This is a genomic window from Bradyrhizobium viridifuturi (assembly GCF_001238275.1).
GTDB classification, from domain to species: Bacteria; Pseudomonadota; Alphaproteobacteria; order Rhizobiales; family Xanthobacteraceae; genus Bradyrhizobium; species Bradyrhizobium viridifuturi.
Window position 1 is genome coordinate 1 of record NZ_LGTB01000055.1, and the last position, 20,424, is coordinate 20,424.

Sequence of the window (20,424 nt, forward strand, 5' to 3'; positions counted from 1 at the left end):
TGCCGCCAGGCCAGGCGGTGCCGCCGCCCGGCAACGTGCAGTCGCAGCCGTTGGCGCCGCCGCCCGGCTCCACGGTCGCTCCGCCCGGCGTTGCCGTGCAGCCGCCGCAGCCCGGCGGTCCCGCCGTTGCCAACACGCCGCCCGGCGCCAATCCATTGCCGCCGGGACAGCGGCCCAAGGGCGCGCCGCAAGCTGCACCACAGGGCGCCGCGCCGCAGACGCCGGCCGCGCTGCAGCCGGGTGACGAGGTGGTGCAGGAGCCGCCTTCGACCAAGATCACCAACAAGAAGGCGAGCTTCTCCGGCCTCGACAAGATCACCGGACGCATCATCAATTTCGACGAGGATATCGGCGAGACCGTGCAGTTCGGCGCGCTGCGGGTGAAGACCGATGCCTGCTACACCAGGCCGTCGACCGAAGCCGCCAACACCGACGCCTTTGTCGAGGTCGACGAGATCACCTTGCAGGGCGAGGTGAAGCGGATCTTCTCCGGCTGGATGTTCGCGGCGAGCCCCGGCCTGCATGGTGTCGAGCATCCGATCTACGACATCTGGCTGACCGACTGCAAAGGGCCGGACCAGACCATCGTGACCGCCGCGCCCGATCCGCCGAAGGCGCCGACGCCGCCTCCGCCGCCGGCCCAGAAGCGCGCGCCGCCAAAGCAGGCCGCGCCGCGTCCGCCGCCGCAGCCGCTGCCGCAATATCAGCAGCAGCCGCCACCTCCGCCGCCCCAGCAGCAGCGGCCGGGCGGGTTGTTCGGCGGCCTGTTCGGAAACTGATCGCGTCCTGCGACGACCGCGGGACGCTCATCCCGATCAAGGCATCCGATTGATCGGGGCGAGCTGTCCGGCATGGCAGAAGCCCGAGCCATCGCGCCCTTCGGTCGCCGCGACACGCACCCAGCTCGACTTGCTCTCAAGGACCGTCACCGTCGATCCGCGGCGCAGAGATTTGAGCACGTCGGACCCTGCCGACGGCTGCGCGAACAGGCCGGCTCCAGGCTGCTCCACGAACATGCGCGACTGATTGATCCTGGTGAGGTCGTCCGCGGCGATCCACGGCCCCGAGCGATCGAAGAAGCCGAGGCTGGCGGCGTCGGCTCGGACCAGATTGACGTCGAGTGCAACATTGCCGCACGGCAGCTCCAGCGCATGCTGATAGAGCGTCCAGCCGGCATTGTTGTAGAAGCTCCTTGTGTCGGCCCATCCGGTGGAGCCTGGCAGCCAGAACTGCGTGGCGAGGCCGCGCTGTCCGAGCTCGTTGCAGATCTTGCCGGAGCCGTAGACGCCGACGTGGAGCGTCCCGCGCTGCCGGAACGCGTCGTTGACCGCCTCGAAATAGCTCAGGACCTTCGCGACGCTGCGGGCGTCCGGCCAATCGCCATCGACGCCGAAATAGACCGTGGTTCGCGCAGGCTGGCCAATCCGGCCGGCCTCGTCGAGCGAGAACAGGGCGTCCGTTCTGCCGCGCTCGGCCGTGAACGTCTGAAGGCTGCTGTTGTTGTATTGATACGCGATGCCCAGCGCGAGGCCGGCACCCAGGATCGCATCGGCCTCCGGTTTCGTGATGCGTTTGGTGGGCAGGCTCGGCTGGTAGCCCGCTGCGTAGTATCTGACGATCGCCTTGACGCCGCTTTGCTTGATGGCGGGAAGGGCCCGGGTGACGTCCTCCGACGAGTCGGCGATGGCTGGAAGCTGAAGCTTCGCGGCCGCCGACGTTGCAGCGGTTGCGCGATGGCCGAATGCCGAGACGGCAAGGCATCCCAACAGCGCATCGCGGCGCGTGAGGGTCGATGGGCCTTCTGTACTGCGGCGCATGTGCGTCTCACTTTTCATAGGGGCTTCCGGGCAGCAGCACGTGGTTCTGCACGGTCAGCCCAGTGAGTTGCCAAACGTCCGCGTAGGCGACGATCAGCGAGGGATAGATCGGGATATGGATATTGCCAACCTTGCCGCCGCCCAGCTGAAGCGTCTGGCTGCAATCGAAGTGCAGGTGCGTGGACGTTCCGCGATGCACGCCGCCCATCCAGTTTGAAACCCGCCCGAGCACGGTCACGCCCTTCTGGACGCGCTTGCCGACGATCCCGGCGGGATCTGTTAGCGGCGGGCCGCGATGATCGCGAGCGCGTCAGCACCCTTGACCGGTTGCGTGGCGTCGAGCTTGTGGAAATCCGCCGGCGCGCCCGATATCGCCTTGTCGAGCAGCGCGCGATAGCGGCGGCGCGAGATTTCGACCGCGCCGAACGTCTTCAGGTGCTCGGTCACGTATTGTGTGTCGAGCAGTTCGAAGCCGCCGGCGATCAGCCGGGCCACCAGATGCACCAGCGCGACCTTCGAGGCGTCGCGCACGGTGTGAAACATGCTTTCGCCGAAGAAGGCGCGGCCGAGGCTGACGCCATAGAGGCCGCCGACCAGATTGTCGTCCTGCCAGACCTCGACGCTGTGGCAATGGCCCGACGTGTACAGCCCGAGATAGAGATCGCGGATGCGCTTGTTGATCCAGGTGTCGTCGCGGCCGGGCTGCGGCGCGGCGCAACCGGCGATCACGGCCTTGAACGCGGTGTCGACGGTGACCGTGAACACGTCCGAGCGCACCGTGCGCGCCAGGCGGGAGGAGACGCGGAAGCCGTCCAGCGGAATCACGCCGCGCAATTCCGGCTCGACCCAGAACAGGGTCGGATCATCGGCGCTTTCCGCCATCGGGAAGATGCCGCAGGCATAGGCGCGCAGCAGCACCTCGGGTGTGATCTCGGAGGAAGCGGAGTCGCGTGACGTCATGCCACAGAGGATAGCAAAGCGCGGGCGGTCTTGCGATGGGGGCTGCCGCGGGGGCGCGACGTGTTGACCAAACGCGCCAGTTCCTCCACAAGCCGCGCCATTCGGCCGCAGTCACCCGAGACGGACTGCGCGACCGTGCTACATTGCAACAAAAACATGGCGGCGCCGCCCGGGACTTGGTTGGGCACTTGGCGGCTCGCATGCCCGACAATCAGGACACATTGAGGGGGACGCTGCATGAAGTCGTCATGGCGGACGTTTGCGCCGTTGCTGGTCTGGCTGGTGATCTATCTGGTGCCGGTGCCATCAGGGCTGAACGCCAATCAGTGGCACTATTTTGCGGTGTTCGCCGCCGTCATCACCGGGTTGATCCTCGAATCGATGCCGGTCGGCGCGGTGGGCCTGATCGGCCTGACGGTCGCCGGCGTCGGTGGCTATGTCGAGCCCGATCCGAACAAGTCGCTGCGCTGGATGCTCGGCGGCTTTTCCGAGAGCACGGTGTGGCTGATTGTCGGGGCCTTCGTGTTCTCGATCGGCTACCGCAAGAGCGGGCTCGGCCGAAGGCTCGCGCTGCTGCTGGTTCGCGGGCTCGGCCGCCGCACCATCGGGCTCGGCTATGCGGTGGCGTTCTCCGATCTCGTGCTGGCGCCGGCGACGCCGTCCAACACCGCGCGCTCGGGTGGCACCATCTATCCGATCGTCAGCAACATCCCGCGCATCTATGGCTCCGAGCCCGGTCCGACCGCGGGCAAGATCGGCACCTTCGTGATGTGGACGGCGTTCGCGACCACGGCGGTGACCAGCTCGCTGTTCCTGACCGCGCTGGCGCCGAACGCCGCCGCGCTCTCGATCGCCAAGAAGCTCGTCAACATCGAGGTCGGCTGGTCGCAATGGTTCATCGGCTTCGCGCCGCTCGGTATCCTCTTGCTGCTGCTGGTGCCGCTCTTGAGCTATTTGGTCTGCCGGCCCGAGATCAAGGAGAGCCCGGAGATCGTGACCTGGAGCGAGGGCGAGCTCGCCAAGATGGGGGCGCCGTCACGGCAGGAATGGATCATGGCGGTGCTGGTGCTGCTCGCGATGTTCCTGTGGATCTGCGGCTCCAACCCCAATATCAGCGTGCCGCTGCTCGGCTCGAACTTCATCAACGCAACCACCGTGGTGTTCGTCGTGATCTCGCTGATGCTTCTCACCGGCGTGATCGCGTTCGAGGACATCGTCGCGGAGAAGAGTGCCTGGGAGGTATTCTTCTATTTCACTTCGCTGCTTACGCTGTCGTCAGGACTGAACGAGATCGGCTTCATCAAATGGGTGGCCGAGGGCTACGCCAAGCCGCTCTCCGGCACCTCGCCGCTGGTCGGGATGATCCTGCTCGTCACCTTCTTCTTCTGGATCCACTATTTCTTCTCGAGCATCACCTCGCATACTGCGGCCGTGCTGCCGGTGGTGCTCGCGGTCGGCTCCAGCATTCCCGGCCTGTCGGTGCAGACCCTGATGCTGCTGTGCGTCTATTCGCTCGGGCTGATGGGCGTGATCTCGCCCTACGCCACGGGACCGGCGCCGATGTATTACGGCAGCGGCTATATCGGCAAAGGCGACTTCTGGAAATTCGGGCTGATCTTCGGCCTGATCTACTTTGCCGGATTGTTGCTGATCGTGTTGCCCTGGTTACAGTCGATCGGGTAAAATAGCCACAATCCAGCGTGAAACAGCGCTCGGCCGGGAAGGAGGGGCCATCCTTTCCGATTCTTAACGCGCTTTGTCAGAGGGAAGCGTTCAAAATGCTTCCTCGAATGTGGCGCGCGCGGATTTCAGGGGACACATAGAGCCGCGCGAGCTCGTTCGTGTTTCTTCGTGGGCAAGTTTATGGACCAGCATATCAAAGACCCGTCGATCGTCGCACCTGGACCCGTCAGGCGAGCGTCGCGTTGGCCGGGGTTTCTGACCGGATGTGTGGTGCTGGCGATACTCGCCGGCATCGTCTGGTGGACGCGGCAGCAGGCCGCACCGCCGCAGGCCGGCGGCGGGCGCAATGCCGGTCCGATGTCGATCGTGCCGGAGACCATCGGCAAGGGCGATATCGGCGTCAGCCTCAATGCCCTCGGTACCGTGACATCGCTCGCGACCGTGACGATCAGAAGCCAGATCAGCGGCTACCTGATGAAGATCGATTTCAAGGAGGGCGACGAGGTCAAGAAGGGTGACTTGATCGCCGAGATCGATTCGCGACCCTATGAGGCGACGCTGGCGCAGGCCAAGGGCACGCTGGCGCGCGACGAGGCGCAACTGAAGGGCGCCCAGGTCGATCTCACGCGCTATCAGGGCCTCGCCACCCAGAACGCTGTGCCGCACCAGACGCTGGATACCCAGGTCGCGCTGGTCGCGCAGTATCAGGGCACGGTGGAGGCCGACCGCGCCGCGGTGAAGTCGGCCGAAGTGAACTTGGCGTATTGCCGCATCGTGTCGCCGATCAACGGGCGGGTCGGACTGCGCCAGGTCGATCTCGGCAACTACGTGACGCCGGGCGACACCAACGGCCTGGTCGTGATCACGCAGCTCGAGCCGATCAGCGTGCTGTTCACGTTGCCGGAGGACAATCTGCAGGCGGTCGCGAAGCGGTTGAAGGAGGGCGCGGTGCTGCCGACGGCGGCCTATGACCGCAGCGGCGCCAACAAGCTCGCCGAGGGATCGCTGCAGACCTTCGACAGCCAGATCGATGCGACCACCGGCACGATCAAGCTGCGCGCCCAGTTCGAGAACGACAAGCGCACGCTGTATCCGAACCAGTTCGTCAACATCCGCCTCCTGCTCGACACCCACAAGGATGCCACCACGATGTCGACCGCCGGCATCCAGCGCGGCGTACCCGGCACCTTCGTCTATCTCGTCAATGCCGACAGCACGGTCTCGGTGCGGCCGGTCAAGCTCGGCGTCACCGACGGCGACCGCGTCGAGGTGCTGTCGGGGCTTGTGGCCGGCGATCGCATCGTGATCGACGGCGCCGACAAGTTGCGCGAGGGCGCCAAGGTCGTCGTGCGCTCCGCCGCCGATGCTGCGAACCCGGCCGGCGCGGCCAAGGGGACGGTGAGTGGCGCGGCAAATGGGGCTGCGAAGGGCGATAGCAAGGGCGGCGCCGATCCCGACAAGGCGGGAGGCGGCCAGCACAAGCGGTCCGAGGACGGGCAGACCAAATGAACCCGTCGCGGCCATTCATCCTGCGGCCGGTGGCGACGACCCTGATGATGATCGCCATCATGCTGTCGGGCATGCTGGCGTTCAGATTCCTGCCCGTCGCGGCGCTGCCGGAGGTCGACTATCCGACCATCCAGGTGCAGACCTTCTATCCCGGCGCCAGCCCTGACGTGATGACGTCGTCGGTGACGGCGCCGCTCGAGGTTCAATTCGGCCAGATGCCGAATTTGAACCAGATGAGTTCGGTGAGCTCGGCCGGCTCGTCCGTCATCACGCTGCAATTCGGCCTGTCGATCTCGCTCGACGTCGCCGAGCAGGAGGTGCAAGCCGCGATCAATGCCGCGGGCAATCTGTTGCCGTCGGACCTGCCGGCGCCGCCGATCTACGCAAAGGTCAATCCGGCCGACGCGCCGATCCTGACGCTGGGGCTGACCTCGAAGACGATGCCGCTGACCCAGGTGCAGGACTTCGTCGACACAAGGCTGGCGCAGAAGATCTCGCAGCTGCCCGGCGTCGGCCTTGTCAGCATCAGCGGCGGCCAGCGGCCCGCGGTGCGCATCCAGGCCGACATCCGCAAGCTCGCGGCCTATGGCCTCAACATCGACGATCTCCGCACCACGCTCGGCAACGCCAACGTCAACACGCCGAAGGGCAATTTCGACGGCGCGATGCGCGCCTACACCATCAACGCCAACGACCAGATCCGCAATGCCAGCGACTACCGCTCGCTGATCATCGCTTACAAGAACGGCTCGCCGGTCCGCCTCAGCGACGTCGGCAACGTCGTCGACGGCGCGCAGAACGACAAGCTCGGCGCCTGGATGAACGAGACGCCGGCGATCATCCTCAACATCCAGCGCCAGCCCGGCGCCAACGTGATCTCGGTCGTGCAGGGCATCAAGGACCTGCTGCCGCAGTTGCAGGCGACGCTGCCGGCGGCGATCGACCTCAACATCCTGACCGACCGTACCGTGACGATCCGGGCCTCGGTGCGCGACGTCGAATACGAGCTGTCGCTCGCGGTAATCCTGGTCGTGCTTGTCATCTTCGTGTTCCTGCGCTCGACCCGCGCCACGCTGATCCCGAGCCTGTCGGTGCCGCTGTCGCTGGTCGGTACGCTCGGGGCGATGTATCTATTCGGCTTCAGCTTGAATAATCTGTCGCTGATGGCGCTGACGATCGCGACCGGCTTCGTGGTCGACGACGCCATCGTCGTGATCGAGAACATCTCGCGCTACATCGAGGAGGGCGAGTCGCCGCTGGAAGCCGCGTTGCGCGGCTCCGAGCAGATCGGCTTCACCATCATCTCGCTGACGGTATCGCTGATCGCGGTGCTGATCCCGCTGTTGTTCATGGGGGACGTCGTCGGCCGCCTGTTCCGCGAATTCGCCATCACGCTGTCGGTGACGATCCTGATCTCCGCCGTGGTGTCGCTGACGCTGGTGCCGATGGCCTGCGCGAAACTCCTGAAGCCGGAGGCCATGTCGCGCGAAAACACCTTCCAGCGGCTCAGCCGCGAAGGCTTCGACCTTGTCATCGCGATCTACGCCCGGATGCTCAACTGGGTGCTGGATCGCCAGACCTTCGTGCTGCTGATCGCGCTCGCCACCTTCGGGCTGACGGCGTTGCTCTACGTCGTCATCCCCAAGGGCTTCTTTCCGGTGCAGGACACCGGCGTGATCCAGGCGATCTCGGAGGCGCCGCAATCGGTATCCTATGCGGCGATGGCCGAACGGCAGCAGCGGCTCGCCAGCGCGATCCTCAGGGATCCCGACGTCGAAAGCCTGTCGTCCTTCATCGGCGTCGACGGCACCAACACCACGCTCAACAGCGGCCGCATCCTGATCAATCTGAAGCCGCACGAGCAGCGTAAGGCCGGTGTTGCGACAGTGATGAACCGGATCAAGGCCAGCACGGCTGATCTGACCGGTATCACGCTCTACATGCAGCCGGTGCAGGACCTCACCATCGAAGGCACGGTGAGCCGGACGCAGTACCAGTTCATCCTGCAGGATGCCGATCCCAACGAGCTTGCGGAATGGACGCCGAAGCTGGTCGACAAGTTGCGTGAGCTGCCTGAACTCAGCGACGTCTCCAGCGATATTTCCGCGCAGGGGCTTTCGGTGTTCGTCGACATCGACCGCGACCAGGCGGCGCGGTTCGGCATCACGCCGGCGACGATCGACAACGCACTGTACGATTCCTACGGCCAGCGCATCGTCTCCACCGTGTTCACCAATTCGAACCAGTACCGGGTTATCCTCGAGGCCGACCCGTCGTTGCAGAATTCGCTGGATTCGCTGTCGTCGATCTACTTGCCGTCATCGGTCGGCTCGACGCCGGTGCCGCTGTCGGTCATGGCCAAGATGCGGGTGGAAACCGCGCCGCTGCAGGTCTCGCATCTCGGCCAGTTCCCGTCGGCCACGGTCTCGTTCAACCTCGCGCCCGGCGCTTCGCTCGGCAGTGCAGTAACGGCGATCAAGCAGGCGCAGGCCGATATCAACCAGCCGCTCGGCATGATCACGAGCTTCCAGGGCGCGGCGCTGGCGTTCCAGTCCTCGCTGTCCAACCAGCTGTTCCTGATCCTGGCCGCGATCATCACGGTCTATATCGTGCTCGGCGTGCTGTATGAGAGCTTCATCCATCCGCTGACCATCCTCTCGACGCTGCCCTCGGCCGGCATCGGCGCGCTGCTGGCGCTGATGATGGCCGGGCAGGATCTGACCATCATCGCGATCATCGGCATCATCCTCTTGATCGGCATCGTGAAGAAGAACGCGATCATGATGATCGACTTCGCGCTCGACGCCGAACGCAACGAGGGCAAGCCGCCGCGCGAGGCGATCTACCAGGCCTGCCTGCTGCGGTTCCGGCCGATCATCATGACGACCATGGCAGCAGTACTTGGCGCGCTGCCGCTGATGCTCGGCAGCGGTGCCGGCTCGGAGCTGCGGCATCCGCTCGGCATCTCGATCGTCGGCGGCCTCCTGGTGAGCCAGCTGCTGACGCTGTTCACGACGCCGGTGATCTATCTGTGGTTCGATCGCCTGGCGCTGCGGTTTGCCGGGCGGGCGGACGAGGTCGGCGAGGCGAGCGGGTCGCGTTGAGCCATGGGTCCGTCGACGCCATTCATCCGCCGGCCGGTCGCAACCACGCTGTTGACCTTCGGACTTGCGGCGGCAGGCATCGTGGCGTTCTTCAAGCTGCCGGTGTCGCCGCTGCCGGCGGTGGATTTCCCGACCATCTCGGTACAGGCGACGCTGCCCGGCGCCAGCCCCGAGGACGTCGCGACCACGGTGGCAAGCCGCTGGAGCGGCATCTCGGCCAGATCGCCGATGTGAGCGAGATGACCTCGTCGAGCTCGGTCGGGCAGACCCGGATCACGCTGCAGTTCAACCTCAACCGTGACATCGACGGCGCCGCGCGCGACGTGCAGGCCGCGATCAACGCGGCGCGCGCCGATCTGCCGACCAGCCTGCGCAGCAATCCGACCTACCGCAAGGTCAATCCGGCCGACGCGCCGATCCTGATCCTGACGCTGACGTCGGATACGCTGACCCGCGGCGACCTCTACGATGCGGCGTCCACGGTGCTGGCGCAGAAGCTGTCGCAGGTCGAGGGCATCGGCCAGGTCGTGGTGGGCGGCAGCTCGCTGCCCGCCGTCCGCGTCGATCTGACCCCGCAGGCGCTCTACAAATACGGCATCGGCCTGGAGGACGTGCGCGCGGCGCTGTCGAACGCCAACGCCCACAGCCCCAAGGGCGGCATCGATGTCGGCGACCAGCGCTACCAAGTCTACGCCAACGACCAGGCCAACAAAGCCAACGATTACCGGTCGCTGATCGTGGCCTACCGCAACGGCGCGCCGGTCCATCTCTCCGACGTCGGCGAGGTGGCCGACGGCGTCGAGAATCTGCGCAACGCCGGGCTTGCCGATGGCAAGCCGGCCGTGCTGGTCATCCTCTACCGCCAGCCCAATGCCAATATCATCTCGACCGTCGACCTCGTGAAGGCATTGATGCCGCAGCTGAAGGCCTCGGTGTCGCCGGCGATCGATATCGGCCTTGCGGTCGACCGTTCGACCACGATCCGCACCTCGCTCAGGGATGTCGAGCGCACCCTGATCCTCGCGGTGCTGCTGGTGGTCTTCGTGGTGTTCGCGTTCCTGCGCAGCGCGCGCGCCACCTTCATCCCGGTGGTCGCGGTCTCGGTGTCGCTGGTCGCGACCTTCGGGGCGATGTACCTGTTTGGTTACAGCCTCGACAATCTGTCACTGATGGCGCTGACGGTGGCGACCGGGTTCGTGGTCGACGACGCCATCGTGGTGCTGGAGAACGTCACCCGCTACATCGAGGAGGGCATGAGCCCGCTCGAGGCGGCCCTGAAGGGCGCCAACGAGGTCGGCTTCACCGTGCTGTCGATGAGCATCTCGCTGATCGCGGTGTTCATCCCGATCCTGATGATGTCGGGCATCATCGGCCGCCTGTTCCGCGAATTCGCCGTGACGATCTCGATCTCGATCGTGATCTCGCTCGCAGTCTCGCTGGCGACGACGCCGATGATGTGCGCCGTGCTGCTGCGGCCGGATACCGGTGGTCACGGCAGGCTCTATCAGTTCAGCGAGCGCTTCTTCGATGCGATGCTGGGGTTCTATCGACGGACACTGACCGGTGCGCTCGAGCATCCCCTGAGCATCGTGCTGATCTTCTTCGTCACGATCGGCCTGACCGGCTATCTCTACGTCGTGATCCCGAAGGGCTTCTTCCCGCAACAGGACACCGGGCGGCTGGTCGGCTCGATCCAGGCCGACCAGAGCGTCTCGTTCCAGCTGATGCAGCAGAAGCTCGCGCAGTTTGTCGGCATCATCAAGCGCGATCCGGCGGTGGAGACCGTGGTCGGCTTCACCGGCGGCGGGCAGACCAATTCCGGCTTCGTGTTCGTCTCGCTGCGGCCGCTTGACCAGCGCAAGCTCGGCGCCGACGGCGTGATCGCGCGGCTGCGCCGCGAGATGGCGGTGGTGCCCGGCGCGAGCCTGTTCCTGCAGGCGGTGCAGGACATCAGGGTCGGGGGCAGGGCGTCGAACGCGCAGTATCAGTACACGCTGCAGGGCTCGACGCTGGAAGAGCTCAATGACTGGACGCCGAAGATCGCGGCGGCGCTGCAGCGCGATCCGAACCTCGCCGACGTCAACAGCGACCAGCAGAACAAGGGCCTGGAGTCCGACCTCGTGATCGACCGCGACGCCGCGGCCCGGCTCGGCATCACGGTGAGCCAGATCGACAACACCCTCTACGACGCCTTCGGCCAGCGCCAGGTGTCGACGATCTATGTCGCGCGCAACCAGTATCACGTCATCATGGAGGTCGCGCCGCGCTACTGGCAGAGTCCGGAGACGCTGAAGGACGTCTACATCAGCACCTCGGGCGCATCGGTCGGCGGATCGCAATCGACCAACGCGGTGGCGGGCACCGTGGTGGCGGCGGGAACCTCGAGCGCGGCGAGTTCTGCCAACGCCCAGGCCGCGCGCAACCAGGCCACCAATTCGATCGGCTCGACTGGGAAGGGCGCGGCCTCGACCGGATCGGCGGTCTCGACCAACAGCGAGACCATGATCCCCCTTTCGGCGGTGGCGGCGTTCAGGCAGGGCGCGACGCCGCTGGCGGTCAACCACCAGGGCCTCCTGGTCGCCAACACCATCTCGTTCAACCTGCCGCCCAACGTGTCGCTGAGCACCGCGGTCGCCAGCATCGAGGCGACCATGAACCGGATCGGCGTTCCGGCGACGATCCGGGGCACCTTCCAGGCTCCGCCAAGGCGTTCCAGGATTCGCTCAACAACCAACCGTTCCTGATCCTGGCCGCGATCATCACGATCTACATCGTGCTGGGCGTGCTCTATGAGAGCTACGTTCACCCGCTGACCATCTTGTCCACATTGCCCTCCGCAGGTGTGGGCGCCTTGCTGGCGCTGATGGCATTCAAGACCGAGTTCAGTATCATGGCGCTGATCGGCGTCATCCTGCTGATCGGCATTGTGAAGAAGAACGCCATCATGATGATCGACTTTGCGCTGGAGGCGGAACGCGGGCGCGGGCTGGAGCCGCTCGAGGCGATCAGGGAGGCCTGCCTGCTGCGCTTCCGTCCGATCATGATGACGACGATGGCCGCGCTGCTCGGCGCCGTGCCGTTGGCGGTCGGGATGGGCGACGGCGGCGAGTTGCGGCAGCCGCTCGGCATCGCCATCGTCGGCGGCCTGATCCTGAGCCAGGTTCTGACGCTCTACACGACGCCCGTGATCTACCTCTATCTCGACCGGTTCCGCCTATGGGCCCTGCGCGTCCGCCACGGCGGCGCGATGCGGATGCCGGGCTCCTCACTTCAGCCGGGCGAGTAAATGCCGACAGGTGCAGCGTTGCGAAGTCTTGAAATCATGCGAAAGCCGGTCCGATTCCTGCGTGGGGCGGCGTTCGGCGGCCTGAGCCTTGGTCTCGGCCTCGGCCTGTCCGGCTGCATCCCCGGGGCGGAGAAGCCCGAGCTCAGCCTCGAAGTGCCGGCGACCTATCGCGCCGCCGCCAAGGGCGACGCCGACGCCGCCGTTCCGGCGCTCGCCTGGTGGCGCGGCTTCCGCTCGCCCGAACTGACCGGGCTGATGGAGTCAGCGCAGCTCTACAATCTCGATATCGCGGTGGCGATCGCCCAAATCGTGCAGGCCGACGCGCAGGTCGGCGTGTCCGGCGCCGCGCTGCTGCCGTCCCTCTCCGGATCGGCGAATGCCGAGCGTCAGAAGGTGGCGACGGGATCGAGTTCGTTGCTCGGCGGCAGCAGCGGGACATTCTCGCAGTACAGCCTGGGACTGAGCGCAAGCTATATCGTGGACTTCTGGGGCAAGAACCGTGCGACGCTGGCGGCGTCGGAGGAGAGCGCCACCAGCGCCCGCTACAATCGCGAGGTGGTCGCGCTGAGCACGATGGCGACGGTTGCCAACACCTATTTCCAGGTGCTGGCGGCGCAGGACCAGATCAGGGTCACAAGGCGCAATCTGGCGGCGGCCGAGCGTATCCTCGCGCTGATCAAATCGCAGTTCGCCGGCGGCACCGCCTCGCAGCTCGATCTGTCGCAGCAGGAGGCACTGGTCGCGACGCAGCGCGCGGCGATCCCGCCGCTCGAGGTGACGGTCGGGCAGAACATGGCCGCGCTTGCCCTGCTGGTGGCGCGCGCGCCGGCCGATTTCCAGGTGCGCGGCGGCTCCACGACGCAGATCGCGGTGCCGCGCGTGACGCCCGGGATGCCGTCGGAATTGCTCTACCAGCGGCCCGACATTCGCCAGGCCGAGGCGCAACTGGCGTCCTCCAATTTCAGCGTCGATGCGGCGCGCGCGGCGTTCTTCCCTCAGATCCAGCTCACCGGCACCACGGGCTTCCAGAGCGCGGCGCTGGCCTCGCTGTTCGCGCCGGGCGCCTGGTACTACACGCTGGCCGCCGGGCTGACCCAGCCGCTGTTCGACGGCTTCCTGCTGGAGAGCCAGCTCAAGCTCGCCAAGGGCCAGCAATTGCAGAACCTGCAGGCCTATCGCAAGGCGGTGCTGTCGGCCTTTGCCGATGTCGAGAAGGCGCTGATCGCCCTGCAGAAGTATACGCTGCAGGAGCGCTTGCAGTCCGACGTGGTGGCTAGCTCGCGCAAGGCGTTCGAGGTCGCCGAGACGCAGCTGCGCGGCGGCACGGTCAACCTCATCACGGTGCTGCAGGCGCAGCAGACGCTGTTCACGGCCGAAAACAATCTGGTCACGGTGCGGCTCAACAAGCTCTTGGCGGCGAGTAGCCTGTTCCAGGCGCTCGGCGGCGGCTGGACGCCGGCCGGCACGCTTGCGGCAGCAGTGCAGTGAGGTCGATGATGCAGCGGTTCGCCACACTCTTCGTCGTTGCCCTTGTCGTCGCGCTGGGAGCGCCGGTCGGCATGGCCCGGGCGCAGCAGCGGCCGCCCAACAGCGTTCCGCTCGCCTTCGGCATGAACGCCGACCAGGCCAGCCAGTCGCTCGGCGTGCCTTTGAACTATTTGCGCGGCACACCGGGCAATGAACTGTTCGTCGCGCTGCCCAATGTCAGGGGCAGCGTGCTGTCGCGGCGCAGCGACGGGCTCTATCTGCAATTCGGCAAGGGCCGCCTGATCGCCTGGAAGGGCGACTGGGGGACCACTCCGCCATGAGGATCTCCGCCATGATCGCCAGCAGAGCATTGATCGCCTGCGCTGCCGTCGCGCTCGGCACGGCTGCCGTATCGGCTCAGGACCGGCCGCTGCGCTACGGCAGCACCGGCGGCGCGTATTTCGACGGCAGGAATGACGACCGCGATTTCCGCAGCAACGGCTCGTTCCCAGGCAGCTTCGCCGCCGATCCCTTCAGCGCGGGCTTCGGCGCGGCAGGTCTGTTCGGCTCGACGCCATATCACTCGGCGCGGCCGTATCCGTCGCAGGTGATCTTCGGTGCACCGTGCCGGGATTGCCGCCCGCATCATCAGCGGCGACTGCGCGATCGGCCCGATTGAGATGCTCGGGAAGGGCCTGCGCCGTTAGCCCTTGCGCAGGAGATCTTCGATGATGCGCGGCTTCATCCAGCCGGCCTTGTCGATAATCTCACGGCGCAGGGTGTCCCTTTCCATCTCATAGTGCTCGTGCGCGACGTCGCGGCCGCCACCGGCGGGGATTCCGAACGTCTTGAGCAGCGTGTCGTGCTGCGCCTTCCACCCGATCACATGCTCGGTCATGGCTTGCGTCACCGCCGGGAGAAAGCCCGGATGGCCGGCCAGGCCGCATGCCTCCGTGGTCTGCGGATCGCCCGCCAGCATCATCACGTTCCACTCGTCGAAGCCGATCAGACCCATCTGCGCGTAGAGAAACGCGCCGTGCGGCCCGTCCCAGATCTTCTGATCGATGACCAGGAACGGTACCGCTTGGCAATGGCCGTGGCGCGCCGTCATGTCGCGGTTGAAGGCATCGGTGCGCTGCTGCAGCCGCTGGTTGGCCGCAGCGAACACGGCAAGGCGATTGTCGGCGGTCGGCGCAATGCCGCGTTCGTCATCCGGCGCGAAACCCGCGTCGCGCAGCATCGAGCCGATCCTCGGATCATCCCACTGCTTCTTGTGAAAAGTGGGGGCTGCGCCATCGGCATCGGGAGCCGCACGCACGGCCTCCTTGAGCTCGCTCAAGGTCTCCTGCTTCTTTCCGAAAACCACCCTGCGCCCGAACATCGCGTGCCGATCCTGCCAAGCTGGGCGAAAAGCATGGCGAACAAAGCCCAGATTTGTCTTAACCGGTCAGAGCAGCCGGCTGCGATTGAACAACAGGGTGACGCGCGCGTTAAGGCCACCGCGAAAAGTCGATCAATCCGCCCGCGGCCGCAGCCTAACTGGCTGCGGCGCTTGTCGACTTCACCGGCGCCGGGCTGACGCGCGCGAACCGCACCACGAAGCGGGTGCCGTTGTGGGTGGGGTCGCGCTCGACGCTGGCATCGAGCTTGGCGGCCATCGCCGCGACGATGCGCTGGCCCATGCCGGTGCCGCGCGGATCGGCCTTGTCGGAGAACCCCACGCCTTCATCGCTGATCGCAAGCTGGAGGTCGTCTCCCTGCGGCTTGAGCTCGACATGGATCGGCCCGGCGCCATCGGGATAGGCGTACTTCACCGCGTTCATCACCAGCTCGTTGACGATGATGCCGATCGCGACGGCGCGGTCGGGATCGATCTCGACCGGCTCGGCCTTCAGCGTCAGCCGCGACATCTTGTTGCCTTCGGCCGATCGCCTGAGGTCCTCGAGCAGCGCCTCGAGATACTGGTTCAGCATCACGGTCTTGAAATCGTGCGAGGTATAGAGCCGGCGGTGCACCTGCGCGACGGCGGCGACGCGGCCCATGGCGTTGGTGAGCGCCGCCTTGACGTCCTGCTGGCTCGCGGAATTGGCCTGCAGATGCAGCAGCGATGCGATGATCTGCAACGAGTTGCCGACGCGATGGTTGACCTCGCGCAGCAGCACCTCGCGCTCGGCGGCGAGCGCGGCGTAGCGGTCGCGGGAGGCGTGCACCTCGGCCTCGGCTTCGTCGCGCGCTTTCTGGATCTCCGCCCGCCGCACCGCGCCATTCACCGCGACCTGGAGCAGGGGGATGAACTCGCCCCTGACATCCTTGACCAGATAGTCGGCTGCGCCGGCCTTCAGCGCGGTGACCGCAATCGCCGAGTCCTGCGAGGCGGTAACGAACACCACCGGAGGGGCGTCGGGTATCTTGAGGATCCGCTCCAGCGTCTCCAGCCCGTCTAGGCCGGGCATGTACTGGTCGAGCGCGATGACGTCGATGCCGCCCTGGGCGAGCCGGTCGAGGCCTTCCTGACCGCTCGCGGCGTGCACGACCTTGTAGCCGGCGCGCGTTAGGCCGCGTTCGACCAGGCGCGCCAGCGTCGCATCGTCGTCGATATAGAGCAGTGTCGGCGTTGCGCTGGTCATGCGGAGGCTGGCGGCACCTGAATCACGGAAAAGAACAGGCCAAGCTGGCGAATGGCGTTGGCGAAGCTTTCGTAGTTCACCGGCTTGGTGATGTAGACGTTGCAACCGAGTTCGTAGCAACGCTTGATCTCCTGGGAGTCATCCGTCGTGGTCAGCACGACCACCGGCGTCGACTTGAGATACTTGTTCTCCTTGACCCGCTTCAGAATGTCGATGCCGGTCATGTCAGGCAGATTGAGATCAAGCAGGATGAGCAGGGCCTTGTTCTTGCGCTCGACCGCGCTGCCATCCTTGCCGAACAGGTAGTTCACGGCCTCTGTACCGTTGGTGAACGGGATGATCTCATTGTTGACACCTGAGCGCCGGATATTCCTCTCAATCAGGCGGGCATGGCCCTCGTCGTCCTCGATCATGATGATGGTGACTGGATCGCTCATGATGCTTTTTCCCGGTTCTTGCCTGACCATTTGATAGGCAGCGTGATCGTGAACGTGCTGCCGTTGTGAAGTTCCGATGCTACCGACATGGTGCCGCCCAGTCTGCGCACAAGTGCGCGGACATGGGCAAGCCCGATGCCCTGACCGGGCTTGTCCTGGGTTCCGGCGCGGCGGAACAAATCGAAGATGCGCTGATGGTCCTTCGGATCAATGCCGCGGCCATTGTCCGTAACCTCGAAGATCGCAAAGCCGAGCTTGGTGCGGCCCTCGATCACGATCTCGCCGGGGACGCCGTCCTTGAGGTATTTGAGCGCATTGTCGATCAGGTTGGAGAATATCTGCTCCAGCGCGAGGCGGTCGCTGACGATATTCGGCAACGCGCCGATCTGGACGGCCGCGTTGGCCTCGGCCGCCTGGTGCGCGACCGTTTTGACGATGCCCTCGATCAGCTCGCGGAGATCGATCCGCTCCGGCTTGAACTCGCGGCGGCCCTCGCGGGTAAGATTGAGGATCGCGCTGATCAGGCGGTCCATCTTGGCGATCGACGACTTGATGAAGCCGAGCGATTCGTTGAAATCGTCGGATAGCTGCCTGTCGGGGCCTTCGAGCTCGGGCTCGGCCACGTCGGTCGCATCTTCCGGCATCGCCGCGCCAGCGACGCGCTGCGATTGAGCGTTGCGATGCGCTTGAAGATGGTGCCGCGCAATTCCTCCAGCTCGCTGGTGAAGCCCATGATGTTGACCAGCGGAGAGCGCAGGTCGTGGCTGACGATATAGGCGAAACGCTGGATTTCCTCGTTGGCCTCGCGCAGGTCGGAGGTCCGCTCGTCAACGATGGTTTCGAGATTGACGTTGCTGTCGCGCAGCCTGGCTTCGGCCTCGTCGCGTGCCTTTGACGATTGCCGCAGCAGCATCACCGACAGGGCGGCGAGCGCCAGCACCATGCAGGAGCCGGCGATGGTGACCGAGGAGGCCAGCACCTGGGTCCGGTCCGCGGTCGCGGTGCGCGCTGCCAGCAGGCGATCCTCCTCGGCGCGCATGTCGCGGCCGATCCGGGTGATCGCCTCCACCGCATCGGTCGAGGTGCCCTTGCGCAGGACGTCGATGCTGGTCACGGCGTCGTTGTTTCTGACGCGCTCGATGCTGAGGGCGAACTCGGCGAGCCGTTGTTCGACCGCGGCCTTGAGCTTCGCGGCATTGGCGACCTGCACCGGATTATCGACGGTCGTCAACTGAAGATGGCTGAGCGCGGCCGGGAGTCCCGCCGCGGCCGACTGGTACTCGGTCAGGTACTGTGGTGCCGATGTCAGCAGATAAGCCCTGGTCGCGCTTTCGGCGCGCCGGATATCCAGCAGCAGGTTGGCAACCTGGCTCTCGACCTCCACGGTGTGGACGACCCAGGCGTTATCCTCGCGCGCCTTGTTGACCAGCAGGACGGACGCCACGCTGATCGCGACCAGCACGAAAAATCCCGCCGACAGCAGGAGGATTTGCAACGTGGATCGGCGTCGTGAAACTGGCGTCACGACGGTCTCTTTGCGGGATTGGGATTCAATGCGTCCCCGTGGAAAGCCAATAACCCTTTAATACGCTTGAACAGGGCTCGGGTTCCACGGAGTTCCGAACTATTTTGGAACGTCGGACGGCTGGCCGGCGAGGTACTGCTCCAGCCAGTGGATGTGGTAGTCGCCCTCGATGATGTCGGGCTCGCGTACCAGCGCGCGGAACAGCGGCAGCGTCGTCTCGATTCCGTCGACCACCATCTCGTCGAGCGCCCGGCGCAGTCGCATCAGGCATTCGCCGCGGGTCTTGCCGTGCACGATCAGCTTGCCGACCAGCGAGTCGTAATAGGGCGGAATCACATAGCCTTGGTAAACGGCGGAATCGATCCGCACGCCGAGGCCACCCGGCGGATGGAATTGGGTGATCCGTCCGGGCGAGGGACGGAAGGTTTGCGGGTTCTCCGCATTGATGCGGCACTCGATGGCGTGGCCGATGATCGCGATGTCGCTCTGCTTGGCCGGCAGGTCGCCGCCGGCGGCAATCCGGATCTGCTCCAGCACCAGATCGATATCGGTGATGCTTTCGGTGACGGGATGCTCGACCTGGATGCGGGTGTTCATTTCGATGAAATAGAACTCGCCGTCCTCGTAGAGGAATTCGATGGTGCCGACGCCGAGATACTTCATGTCCCGCATCGCCTTGGCGCAGGTCTCGCCGATCCTGGCGCGGGCGGCCGCTGCGAGCACGGGCGAGGGGCCTTCCTCCCAGACCTTCTGGTGGCGGCGCTGCAGCGAGCAGTCGCGCTCGCCGAGATGGATCGCGCCGCCGCGGCCGTCGCCGAGAATCTGGATCTCGATATGGCGCGGCTTCTGCAGGTATTTCTCCAGATAGACCGAGGCGTCGCCGAACGCGACTTGGCTTCGTTGGCCGCGGTGGAGAGCGCGAGCGCAAGGTCGGCCTCGGTGTGCGCGACCTTCATGCCGCGGCCACCGCCGCCGGCCGCCGCCTTCACCAGCACCGGGAAGCCGATCTCCTTGCCGATCGCCAGCGCGTCGGCCTCCGAGGTCACCGCGCCGTCCGAGCCGGGCACGACGGGAATGCCGAGGCGCTTGGCGGTCTTCTTGGCTTCGATCTTGTCGCCCATCAGGCGGATGTGCTCGGCCTTCGGCCCGATGAAGCCGAGATTGTGGTCGGCGAGGATCTCGGCGAAGCGCGCGTTCTCGGACAGGAAGCCGTAGCCGGGATGCACGGCGTCGGCGCCGGTGATCTCGCAGGCGGCCAGCAGCGCCGGAACGTTGAGATAGGAATCCTTCGACGGCGGCGGGCCGATGCACACGCTCTCGTCGGCGAGCCGCACATGCATGGCGTCGGCGTCGGCGGTGGAATGCACCGCGACGGTGGAGATGCCGAGCTCCTTGCAGGCGCGCAGCACGCGAAGCGCGATCTCGCCGCGATTGGCTATGAGGATCTTGTCGAACATCGCAGCGCCTGACGTTGACGGAAGCTATTCAATGATCACGAGCGGCTCGCCGAATTCGACGGGCTGGCCGTCCTCGACGAGGATCTGCGTCACGGTGCCCGCGCGCGGCGACGGGATCTGGTTCATTGTCTTCATCGCCTCGATGATCAGAAGCGTCTGGCCGGCGCTGACCTTCGAGCCGACTTCAATGAACGGCTTGGCGCCAGGCTCGGGCGCCCAATAGGCGGTGCCGACCATCGGCGAGGGCACGGCGCCAGGATGTTTCGCAAGGTCGGTCGCAGCCGCAACAGCAGGCGCCGCGACGACGGCGGGCGCGGCAACCGCGTGGACGGCAGCGGGCACGGATGCCGCGATGCTGATGTTGCGGGCGACACGGACGCGCAGGCCGGCACGCTCGATCTCGATTTCGGTGAGGTTGGTCTCGGCGAGCAGCAGCGCGAGCTCGCGAATGAGGGCGCTGTCGTCGCTCTTCGAATCGCTCTTGGACTTTACGGCTGATTTGTCGTCTGGCTGGCGCGCCATGTTGTTTGATCCGAAATCTCTGTCTGGTGA

14 protein-coding genes and 3 pseudogenes are annotated in these 20,424 nt (G+C 65.7%); 8 read left to right on the forward strand and 9 right to left on the reverse strand.

Translation table 11 applies throughout. The annotated features are described in order from the left end of the window. On the forward strand, positions 1-779 hold a 779-nt coding region (locus tag ALC15_RS36085), incomplete at its 5' end, for a DUF2155 domain-containing protein (RefSeq protein WP_050631392.1). A gap of 36 nt (positions 780-815) precedes the next feature. Here the strand turns inward: ALC15_RS36085 and ALC15_RS36090 are convergent. Genes ALC15_RS36090 through aat form a run of 3 tightly spaced genes read right to left on the reverse strand, consistent with a single transcriptional unit; the run spans position 816 to position 2,777 of the window. Next, positions 816-1,817, reverse strand: a complete 1,002-nt coding sequence (locus tag ALC15_RS36090) for a glycoside hydrolase domain-containing protein (RefSeq protein WP_162240540.1) — start codon at positions 1,815-1,817, stop codon at positions 816-818. A 7-nt stretch (positions 1,818-1,824) separates the two neighbouring features. Then, entirely contained in the window at positions 1,825-2,055 is a 231-nt protein-coding gene (locus ALC15_RS36095) for a hypothetical protein (protein ID WP_094194332.1), read from the reverse strand. Between the two features lie 41 nt (positions 2,056-2,096). Then, positions 2,097-2,777 (reverse strand): leucyl/phenylalanyl-tRNA--protein transferase, encoded by a 681-nt coding sequence (aat, locus tag ALC15_RS36100; protein ID WP_050631395.1) that lies wholly within the window; start codon positions 2,775-2,777, stop codon positions 2,097-2,099. Positions 2,778-3,014: 237 nt separating this feature from the next. Here aat and ALC15_RS36105 point away from each other — a divergent pair, with 237 nt between their 5' ends. From ALC15_RS36105 to ALC15_RS36135, 7 genes and pseudogenes are all read left to right on the forward strand, one after another. Then, the gene (locus ALC15_RS36105) at positions 3,015-4,460 is read left to right on the forward strand and encodes a DASS family sodium-coupled anion symporter (protein WP_050631396.1); all 1,446 of its coding nucleotides are present in this window, start codon (positions 3,015-3,017) and stop codon (positions 4,458-4,460) included. 270 nt (positions 4,461-4,730) lie between these two features. Then, entirely contained in the window at positions 4,731-5,969 is a 1,239-nt protein-coding gene (locus ALC15_RS36110; RefSeq protein WP_244486414.1) for an MdtA/MuxA family multidrug efflux RND transporter periplasmic adaptor subunit, read from the forward strand. Continuing rightward, positions 5,966-9,073 carry an MdtB/MuxB family multidrug efflux RND transporter permease subunit gene (locus tag ALC15_RS36115; RefSeq protein ID WP_050631397.1) on the forward strand — a complete coding sequence of 1,036 codons (3,108 nt, stop codon included), beginning with the start codon at positions 5,966-5,968 and terminating at the stop codon, positions 9,071-9,073. The genes ALC15_RS36110 and ALC15_RS36115 overlap by 4 nt, the downstream gene beginning before the upstream one ends. Positions 9,074-9,076: 3 nt before the next feature. Then, positions 9,077-12,359, forward strand: a pseudogene (locus tag ALC15_RS36120) (efflux RND transporter permease subunit). Positions 12,360-12,395: 36 nt separating this feature from the next. After that, positions 12,396-13,847 carry an efflux transporter outer membrane subunit gene (locus ALC15_RS36125; RefSeq protein ID WP_050631398.1) on the forward strand — a complete coding sequence of 484 codons (1,452 nt, stop codon included), beginning with the start codon at positions 12,396-12,398 and terminating at the stop codon, positions 13,845-13,847. An 8-nt stretch (positions 13,848-13,855) separates the two neighbouring features. Continuing rightward, positions 13,856-14,167, forward strand: a complete 312-nt coding sequence (locus ALC15_RS36130; RefSeq protein WP_050631427.1) for a hypothetical protein — start codon at positions 13,856-13,858, stop codon at positions 14,165-14,167. A gap of 11 nt (positions 14,168-14,178) precedes the next feature. After that, entirely contained in the window at positions 14,179-14,505 is a 327-nt protein-coding gene (locus ALC15_RS36135) for a BA14K family protein (RefSeq protein ID WP_244486415.1), read from the forward strand. 24 nt (positions 14,506-14,529) lie between these two features. Here ALC15_RS36135 and ALC15_RS36140 read toward each other — a convergent pair whose 3' ends face one another. From ALC15_RS36140 to accB, 6 genes and pseudogenes are all read right to left on the reverse strand, one after another. Continuing rightward, positions 14,530-15,207, reverse strand: a complete 678-nt coding sequence (locus ALC15_RS36140; RefSeq protein ID WP_050631400.1) for a hypothetical protein — start codon at positions 15,205-15,207, stop codon at positions 14,530-14,532. A 154-nt stretch (positions 15,208-15,361) separates the two neighbouring features. After that, positions 15,362-16,453: a sensor histidine kinase gene (locus ALC15_RS36145; protein ID WP_050631401.1), complete on the reverse strand. Its 1,092-nt coding sequence runs from the start codon at positions 16,451-16,453 to the stop codon at positions 15,362-15,364. Then, positions 16,450-16,890: a response regulator gene (locus ALC15_RS36150; RefSeq protein WP_050631402.1), complete on the reverse strand. Its 441-nt coding sequence runs from the start codon at positions 16,888-16,890 to the stop codon at positions 16,450-16,452. The genes ALC15_RS36145 and ALC15_RS36150 overlap by 4 nt, the downstream gene beginning before the upstream one ends. Continuing rightward, positions 16,887-18,415 (reverse strand): annotated as a pseudogene (locus tag ALC15_RS36155) (sensor histidine kinase). Before ALC15_RS36155 ends, ALC15_RS36150 begins: the two are co-directional and overlap by 4 nt. A 99-nt stretch (positions 18,416-18,514) precedes the next feature. Then, positions 18,515-19,872 (reverse strand): annotated as a pseudogene (gene accC, locus ALC15_RS36160) (acetyl-CoA carboxylase biotin carboxylase subunit). Between the two features lie 24 nt (positions 19,873-19,896). Further along, the gene (gene accB, locus ALC15_RS36165) at positions 19,897-20,394 is read right to left on the reverse strand and encodes an acetyl-CoA carboxylase biotin carboxyl carrier protein (RefSeq protein WP_050631403.1); all 498 of its coding nucleotides are present in this window, start codon (positions 20,392-20,394) and stop codon (positions 19,897-19,899) included. Between the last annotated feature and the right edge of the window lie 30 nt (positions 20,395-20,424).

Bases quoted from the DNA above. Each gene is read 5' to 3' on its own strand.
- aat (WP_050631395.1), bottom strand. From the start codon at position 2,777: ATGACGTCACGCGACTCCGCTTCCTCCGAGATCACACCCGAGGTGCTG.
- ALC15_RS36150 (WP_050631402.1), bottom strand. From the start codon at position 16,890: ATGAGCGATCCAGTCACCATCATCATGATCGAGGACGACGAGGGCCAT.
- ALC15_RS36145 (WP_050631401.1), bottom strand. From the start codon at position 16,453: ATGACCAGCGCAACGCCGACACTGCTCTATATCGACGACGATGCGACG.
- ALC15_RS36140 (WP_050631400.1), bottom strand. From the start codon at position 15,207: ATGTTCGGGCGCAGGGTGGTTTTCGGAAAGAAGCAGGAGACCTTGAGC.
- accB (WP_050631403.1), bottom strand. From the start codon at position 20,394: ATGGCGCGCCAGCCAGACGACAAATCAGCCGTAAAGTCCAAGAGCGAT.
- ALC15_RS36125 (WP_050631398.1), top strand. From the start codon at position 12,396: ATGCGAAAGCCGGTCCGATTCCTGCGTGGGGCGGCGTTCGGCGGCCTG.
- ALC15_RS36135 (WP_244486415.1), top strand. From the start codon at position 14,179: ATGATCGCCAGCAGAGCATTGATCGCCTGCGCTGCCGTCGCGCTCGGC.
- ALC15_RS36130 (WP_050631427.1), top strand. From the start codon at position 13,856: ATGCAGCGGTTCGCCACACTCTTCGTCGTTGCCCTTGTCGTCGCGCTG.
- ALC15_RS36105 (WP_050631396.1), top strand. From the start codon at position 3,015: ATGAAGTCGTCATGGCGGACGTTTGCGCCGTTGCTGGTCTGGCTGGTG.
- ALC15_RS36090 (WP_162240540.1), bottom strand. From the start codon at position 1,817: ATGCGCCGCAGTACAGAAGGCCCATCGACCCTCACGCGCCGCGATGCG.
- ALC15_RS36115 (WP_050631397.1), top strand. From the start codon at position 5,966: ATGAACCCGTCGCGGCCATTCATCCTGCGGCCGGTGGCGACGACCCTG.